Source organism: Bradyrhizobium sp. Unk1, from assembly GCF_059512345.1.
In genome coordinates this window covers 1-294 of record NZ_JCAMOP010000269.1, presented here as the reverse complement: position 1 = coordinate 294, position 294 = coordinate 1, and the positions used below count along the sequence as shown (strand labels likewise).

1 pseudogene is annotated in these 294 nt (G+C 58.8%); it reads left to right on the top strand.

The window, feature by feature from the left end:
- Nucleotides 1-44 precede the first annotated feature (44 nt).
- A pseudogene (locus tag AC5ZFO_RS48445) lies at nt 45-294 on the top strand (IS110 family transposase); the annotation flags it as partial.

Below are 294 nucleotides of genomic sequence, written 5' to 3'. Positions count from 1 at the left end.
TAACGTGGTCGCCTGGGGAGGCGCCATAAAGGAAGGACCGTTCCATGGAGAAGATTATCACGGTGGGTTTGGATTTGGCCAAGTCGATCTTTCATGTTCACGGCATCGCCGAAAACGGGGAAGTCTTGGTTCGGCGCACGTTGCGGCGGTCGCAAGTGCTGCCGTTCTTTCGAGGACTCCCCGCCTGCTTGGTGGGTATGGAAGCTTGTGCGAGTGCACATCATTGGGCGCGCGAGATCGCGGCGTTGGGTCACTCGGTCCGCATGATGCCGCCAATCTACGTGAAGCCCTACG